At 38.6% G+C, this 6923-nt stretch carries 9 protein-coding genes and 2 other annotated features; of the genes, 1 reads left to right on the top strand and 8 read right to left on the bottom strand.

Annotated features, from left to right (window positions below):
- Positions 1–358, bottom strand: a 358-nt coding sequence (locus AC4NPH_RS24245) for a dUTP diphosphatase (protein WP_491939027.1), incomplete at its 3' end; no start/stop codon positions are given.
- A 132-nt stretch (positions 359–490) separates the two neighbouring features.
- Here AC4NPH_RS24245 and AC4NPH_RS24240 point away from each other — a divergent pair.
- The gene (locus AC4NPH_RS24240) at positions 491–868 is read left to right on the top strand and encodes a hypothetical protein (protein ID WP_063672753.1); all 378 of its coding nucleotides are present in this window, start codon (positions 491–493) and stop codon (positions 866–868) included.
- Positions 869–886: 18 nt separating this feature from the next.
- On the opposite strand, the gene AC4NPH_RS24235 is transcribed toward AC4NPH_RS24240, so the two are convergent.
- The 7 genes from AC4NPH_RS24235 to dnaI all read right to left on the bottom strand — a co-directional run bounded on the left by AC4NPH_RS24235 (position 887) and on the right by dnaI (position 6897).
- Positions 887–1147, bottom strand: a complete 261-nt coding sequence (locus AC4NPH_RS24235) for a DUF1294 domain-containing protein (protein WP_013059424.1) — start codon at positions 1145–1147, stop codon at positions 887–889.
- 60 nt (positions 1148–1207) lie between these two features.
- A complete protein-coding gene (rplT, locus tag AC4NPH_RS24230; protein WP_013059425.1) occupies positions 1208–1567 on the bottom strand; it encodes a 50S ribosomal protein L20 in 360 nt (119 codons plus the stop codon).
- 39 nt (positions 1568–1606) lie between these two features.
- The gene (rpmI, locus tag AC4NPH_RS24225; RefSeq protein ID WP_013059426.1) at positions 1607–1807 is read right to left on the bottom strand and encodes a 50S ribosomal protein L35; all 201 of its coding nucleotides are present in this window, start codon (positions 1805–1807) and stop codon (positions 1607–1609) included.
- A gap of 21 nt (positions 1808–1828) precedes the next feature.
- Positions 1829–2332, bottom strand: a complete 504-nt coding sequence (gene infC / locus AC4NPH_RS24220; RefSeq protein WP_013059427.1) for a translation initiation factor IF-3 — start codon at positions 2330–2332, stop codon at positions 1829–1831.
- Between the two features lie 69 nt (positions 2333–2401).
- Positions 2402–2524 (bottom strand) — a sequence feature (ribosomal protein L20 leader region).
- 171 nt (positions 2525–2695) lie between these two features.
- Positions 2696–4654: a threonine--tRNA ligase gene (thrS, locus tag AC4NPH_RS24215; protein WP_194719240.1), complete on the bottom strand. Its 1959-nt coding sequence runs from the start codon at positions 4652–4654 to the stop codon at positions 2696–2698.
- A gap of 44 nt (positions 4655–4698) precedes the next feature.
- Positions 4699–4947: a binding site (T-box leader), on the bottom strand.
- Between the two features lie 60 nt (positions 4948–5007).
- Positions 5008–5868 carry a sporulation protein YtxC gene (gene ytxC / locus AC4NPH_RS24210; RefSeq protein WP_013059429.1) on the bottom strand — a complete coding sequence of 287 codons (861 nt, stop codon included), beginning with the start codon at positions 5866–5868 and terminating at the stop codon, positions 5008–5010.
- A gap of 96 nt (positions 5869–5964) precedes the next feature.
- The gene (gene dnaI / locus AC4NPH_RS24205; RefSeq protein ID WP_013059430.1) at positions 5965–6897 is read right to left on the bottom strand and encodes a primosomal protein DnaI; all 933 of its coding nucleotides are present in this window, start codon (positions 6895–6897) and stop codon (positions 5965–5967) included.
- Positions 6898–6923: the final 26 nt, after the last annotated feature.

Genomic DNA, 6923 nt, shown 5'->3' with positions numbered 1-6923 from the left:
CTTTCGACTGATCCTGCTCGAAAGCAGCAACTTGTGCAAATACCTGTAAAAATTGTGCTGTTTTTGAATCACTTGCTTTTGCATTTGGTAATTCAGTTAAATCATCGTATCCTTTTTCAATCCCTAAAGAAAGGATAAAATGTACGCCGTCCACAAATTCTTCTAAAATAACAGCGTCTTCAGCCGGAGGTTTGACGCTCCAAAATTTGAAGCAGCGCGTTTCGTTTGCCAGTTCTCCCATTTCGACAAGCAGTGCTAAAAGCTTTCTCGGAATCAAATCTTCCTTATGAAGCTCATGCTTATCCTCTATATGCTGATCCAGCTGGCGCTGCATGGTAAATAGCTGTTGTAAATTCAATGTAATCACTCCTGTAATTATGTATATCTTCTTCTTTTTAAACCAATAAAGAAATTATATCAAAAATCATGAAACTTTTTAGAGACTCGAACGTAAAGTAAGAAAACTGTGCCTTGTAAAGGAGGGAGCGTTATGTTTGTTATTGTTATCGTTCGCGTGTTCATTTTCGCGCTTGTTGCTTACACACTATTAAAGCTGGTTCAGCATTTTCGCAGTCCAAAGCGGAAGCTTGTATCAGCTCAGGAACATCAGCAATTTTTTGTCGTTGATGAAAAAACGAATATCCGCAAAAATTTTCTACTAACGTATAAAGGTATTTTATTTGAAGGAGAAAAATACAGCAATCCCAATGAACCAGAATCTTTGTCAATTACAATGGTGTTAACAGATCCAGCTCGATTACATGAACTGCAAAAACAAGATTTCAAGCTGCTGGAAAGCCACGTACACGACATGTATCCAAATGCTCCTATTCGCTGGAAAAGCCCCGTTCGAGAATTTTTACACTGAGCACAAAATCATTTGTGCTCAGCTGATAACAAAAAAGAAAAGTAAATCAAGAGCAGCAAGAATAGGAAAACCTACTGTAAACGATGTGTGCTTCGTTTTATGACGATAGCAATACATACCAATCAGTCCTCCAAGAGCTCCTCCGATAGCAGCTACCGTCCACAGTGTGCTTTCGGCAATTCTCCACTCATGTCTTTTCGCTTTTTGTTTATCTCTATACATCATTCCTACCCCTACTATATTAATAACAATAAAATAGGTAAGCAGCAGTTCATTCATGATATGTCCTCCGATAGCAAAAAAGCCTCATCATCTAAAGATGACGAGACTTTATATTCATTACTTATCTAAGCCTTTTTTAGCAGCAGTTGCTAATTCAGCAAATGCTTTTTCATCAGCTACAGCTAAGTCAGCAAGCATTTTGCGGTTAACTTCAATACCTGCTAATTTTAAACCGTGCATTAAACGGCTGTAAGAAAGACCGTTCATACGAGCAGCTGCATTAATACGTGTGATCCATAATTTACGGAAGTCACGTTTTTTCTGACGACGGTCACGATAAGCATACATGTGAGATTTCATAACTTGCTGATTAGCAACTTTATATAATCTATGCTTCGAACCGAAGAAACCTTTAGCTAATTTTAAAACTTTTTTACGACGTTTGCGTGTTACTGTACCGCCTTTTACGCGTGGCATAATTGTTTACCTCCTGTATTGTTTCTATCTCAACCCAAATTACTTAATGTTATCTAATAAGTGACGGATACGTTTGAAGTCACCTTTGCTTACTAAAGAACCTTTACGTAATTTACGCTTTTGTTTTGTAGATTTGTTAGCGAATAAATGGCTTGTGTAAGCACGAGCACGTTTTAATTTACCGCTTCCAGTCTTTTTGAAACGCTTTGCAGCGCCACGATGTGTTTTCATTTTTGGCATGGGGTGTTCCTCCTCGTTCTATTACTTTTCGTTTTTAGGTGCCAAGACTAAGAACATGCTGCGGCCTTCCATTTTAGGAGCCGATTCAACTGAACTTACATCTTCGCAAGCTTGTGAAAAACGTTCAAGTACTTTTTGGCCAATCCCTTTATGAGTAATGGCACGACCTTTAAAGCGAATAGACGCTTTCACTTTGTCACCTTTTTCAAGGAACTTGCGTGCGTTACGAAGTTTAGTGTTAAAATCATGTTCATCAATTGTTGGACTTAAACGAACTTCTTTTAAGTTTACAACTTTTTGGTTTTTACGAGCTTCTCTTTCTTTACGTTGTTGCTCATAGCGGAATTTACCGTAGTCCATAATACGACATACCGGCGGTTTCGCATTTGCAGCAACCATTACTAAGTCAAGATTTACTCGTGAAGCAATTTCTAATGCTTCATTTTTTGATTTAATTCCTAATTGTTCACCGTTTTGATCAATTAGACGAACTTCGCGAGCTCGAATGCCCTCGTTTACCATCATGTCCTTGCTAATAAGTAGCCACCTCCAAGGTTTAATGAGCGAATACGCTTGCTTAGACCGATTATTAACTCACACAAAAAAGTGTGAGTACATACTGCACCCACACTTCTATCGTTTTAATTAAGATACGATGTACCTGCTAACTGCTCTATGCGTCACTCAGGTGAGAAGCGGGTGCTTCTTCTTCTGTATAAACAAGTATTCAATTACTTAAGCTATTATAGTATCAACAAAGACAAAAGTCAATGATTTCGTTCTTTTTTCACAACAAAAATTATTGTATCAAAGGAAAAACATTTATGCAACAGTTTTTTATAAATGTTGCATAAAAAAGCAGAGAATTTCAATTCTCTGCTTTTTTCATTAGCGAGATGCTTCTGCTTTTACATTTTGTAAAAAGGCTTGGAAGTCCACTGTTTCTGAATTCTGCTCACCGTATTTACGTACGTTTACTGCTTTATCCTCTACTTCTTTATCCCCTACAACAAGCATATAAGGAATTTTTTGCATTTGAGCCTCACGGATTTTATAGCCGATTTTCTCATCGCGAGAATCAAGTTCCACACGAATACCCGCCAGCTGAAGCTGTTCTTGCACTTCTTTTGCATACTCAAGGTGAACGGTAGGTGATACCGGAATCACTTGAACTTGTACAGGTGCTAACCACGTTGGGAAAGCTCCTTTGTATTCTTCGATTAAGAAAGCTACAAAACGTTCCATTGTTGACACCACGCCGCGGTGAATAACAACCGGTCGATGTTGTTTTCCGTCTTCTCCTACATACGTTAAATCAAATCGTTCAGGAAGTAAGAAATCCAATTGAACCGTAGATAGCGTCTCTTCTTTACCAAGAGCTGTTTTAACTTGAACGTCTAGTTTTGGACCGTAGAATGCCGCTTCTCCTTCAGCTTCATAATAATCAAGGTCAAGCTCATCCATCGCGTCTTTTAACATGCTTTGTGCTTTTTCCCACATTGCATCATCATCAAAGTATTTTTCTGTATCTGCAGGGTCACGGTAAGATAGACGGAATGAATAATTTTCAAATCCAAAATCTTTATAAACCGCTTCAACTAAGCGAACTACACGAATAAATTCTTCTTTGATTTGGTCGGGACGTACAAAGATATGCGCATCATTTAGTGTCATGCCTCGAACACGCTGAAGTCCTGATAATGCTCCTGACATTTCGTAGCGGTGCATCGTTCCAAGCTCAGCAATACGGATTGGAAGCTCGCGATAGCTGTGAATACCTTGTTTGTAAACCATCATGTGATGAGGACAGTTCATCGGACGAAGAACCAGGTCTTCGTTATCCATTTCCATTGCAGGGAACATGTCATCTTGGTAGTGCTCCCAGTGACCAGACGTTTTGTAAAGTTCTACACTTCCGAGCACTGGAGTGTAAACGTGCTGATAACCAAGGCTTACTTCTTTATCTACGATATAACGCTCGATAATACGGCGGATCGTCGCACCTTTTGGAAGCCATAAAGGCAGACCTTGTCCTACTTTTTGAGAATTTGTAAATAAGTTTAGCTCTTTACCAAGTTTACGGTGGTCACGTTCTTTTGCTTCTTCAAGAAGACGAAGATGCTCGTCTAAATCTGCTTTTGTAAAGAATGCTGTACCGTAAATACGCTGCAGCATTTGATTATCGCTGTCTCCGCGCCAATAAGCACCCGCCACGCTTAATAGTTTAAATTCTTTAATTTTGCCTGTTGACGGCACGTGCACGCCTCGGCAAAGGTCAAAGAATTCGCCTTGTTGGTAAATCGTAACCTTTTCACCTGCTGGAATCGCATCGATCAATTCAAGCTTTAGTTCATCGCCAACTTCTTTAAAAAGTTGAATGGCTTCTTCACGAGAAACTTCTTTTCGTTCAATTTCAATATTTGAATTAACGATTTTTTTCATTTCTTTTTCAATTTTACCTAAATCTTCAGGAGTAATTGATTCTTCCATATCGATGTCATAGTAAAAACCGTTTTCGATAACTGGCCCTACACCTAGCTGTACTTTTGTATCTTTGTACAAACGTTTGATTGCTTGAGCCATTAAATGCGCTGTACTGTGACGCATAATTTCAAGCGCTTCAGGAGCATCTTGCGTAATGATTTCAAGACTGCCATCTTGTTCAATTGGCGTACGTAAATCCAGCAGCTCGCCGTTTACTTTGCCTGCTAATGCTTTCTTCTTTAATCCCGGGCTAATAGAAGCCGCAATATCTTCTGTTGATGATCCTTTTGAATACTCTTTAACAGCTCCATCAGGAAATGTCATTTTGATTACTTCTGACACAACTTTCCACTCCTTTAACATAACTGAATAAACTTTTTGTAAAAACAAAAAACTCGTCCCTTATCAAAAGGGACGAGTTGTGTATACACGCGGTACCACCCTTGTTTCCTCTTCGTATCTTGGATAACCCAAAGAACCCGAAGCGGCTCGAGGTTTTATAACGGAAATTCCGTCAGTAATTACTAGAGGCTCTGCTCGTTTACTACTGAAGTTTAGAGGTGGTAAGAATATATTCCGTGTTAGGAGATTTTCAGCCTGGATCTCCCTCTCTACAAACCGTAAATATACACTCATGTCCTCATCATAACTTGTAACATATAGCTGTTTTTCAATATGCATTTATTATATTCATTTTCAAAATAGAAATCAACCTTTCACGTTATATTTTGCTTTTGATCAAACGGAAATTCATTTTTCTCGTATAACATAACTTTTTCTTGGAAGATATTTTGAATGGTATAAACAAAATCATGATCATGCTGGTCGCTATACAGATGAATAGCAGCTGGAGATAAACTTAGCAAAGGCGCGATAATAGTTGAGTCTATGTATAATGATTCTTGTTCAGATAAAAAGGCCTCTGCTAGAGCTGCACATTCACGTTCAGGAACATATCTACTATTGTGGTCGTACAACACAAACTTGTTTTTATTCAAGTGCATTACATACACATCGCCTGTAGATAACTGTCTTTCATTAGCTGCTTGACGCAGCTGATGAATAAGAATTTGATAGTCTTGTTCAAGCTTATATTCATCAATCGCCAGCTCGGCATAATAGCGCAGCCGCTCTTGATATTCTTTTAAGCGGAATTGGAGAAAAGACTCAAAGGTGAATGTTACATTATGAATGAAGAAGTCTTGAAGAGCCTGGCGGATAAGTAATTCTCTTGGAAGAGAAAATGTTTTTTGCGGAATTTCGCCTCTCTCTCCTTCCATAATCCCCCCCATAATTTGAAGCAGCAAATCTTGCTCTTCCTCTTCTGAATAGAAAAATTGTTCTTTTAATATGTTTACCATCATCTTTTTTTCTTTCTTTTTTAAAATTACGTGGGTTAATACCGGTATCACCATGTCTTGTAAAACGGCCTCTCTATTGTATGTCTCATCAATGACTAAAAGCTGATTATTCACCAGCTTCAAGCACTGTGAACCATATGATAAAGCGCTTCGCTTCGCGCATAAAGACTCATATACAACGACTGCGTCTTCTACATATTTAAAGAATATTTTCATTCCTCATAGCCCCCCTTTGGACACGCTTTATTAATGTATATGGGGCAACATGCAAAAAAATGAGCAAGTCGTTACAAGAAATGTAAAACGACCTGCTCATCTATTTCGTTTATTCTCTCCATTCATTTCAACAGGAATGGCTAGAGACTTAATTCGTTCCATGACACGAGCGGCTTTGAGCTCTTCCTGCTCGCCTCTTTGGGTATAAGTCAAATGATGTTGAAGCTCTTTAAAATTTAAATTCGAGCTGAAAAATGTCGGCAAATTTTCGAGCATACGGAATTGTAAAATGGTTCCGAGCACATCGTCTCGCATCCAGCTCGTTACGGATTCTGCTCCGAGATCATCAAGCATAAGAACCGGTACTTTTTTGACATACTCTATTTTCTCATTGAAACTTTGATCTTGAAACGAACCTTTTAACTCACGCAAAAACTCCGGGACATACAGAATGGTAGATTTCACTTTCTTTTCGGCTAACGCATTGGCAATTGCTCCAAGAAAATACGTTTTCCCCACACCAAACGAACCGTGTAAATATAAAGCTTTCATTTTCTTATTTGGCTCATATTCTCGCACAAAATCTCTTACTAGTTTAATGGCTTCAAATCTTCCCTGCTCAATTTCAATATCAGACATTGTTGCCTGTAAAATTTCTTTAGGCACGTACATACACTGAATAAAAGATTCTTGTTCTTTTCGCTCATCTTCTTGTACTTTTCTAGGACAGCGTTCATACTGTAAATCAATATTACGGCCTTTTACAACCAGCTGAGGGTGGTATCCTTTCACCATGTTGACGCAGCTTTGCAAAGAAGGACACTTGTCACAGCATTTGCTTTGGTCGATAAATTCATGCATCTTCATCAGACCTCGGTCGACCATTTGCTCATCTAACTCATGGCGATGCTCTTGCAAAAATGTTTTAACTTCGGGATTAGACAGGATACTGTTTCTTAATGCTTCTAAGCGTGCTTTAAAATCCTTTTTGTTCACTAACTGATTTAGTGAATCATTGATAGGCTTCATCTTTTTCACCTCACCTCTATCATACC

The sequence above is a fragment of the Priestia sp. MDV22-iso46 genome, from assembly GCF_058629175.1.
Note: the sequence above shows the minus strand (reverse complement) of the source record. Positions and strands in the feature narration are given on the sequence as shown.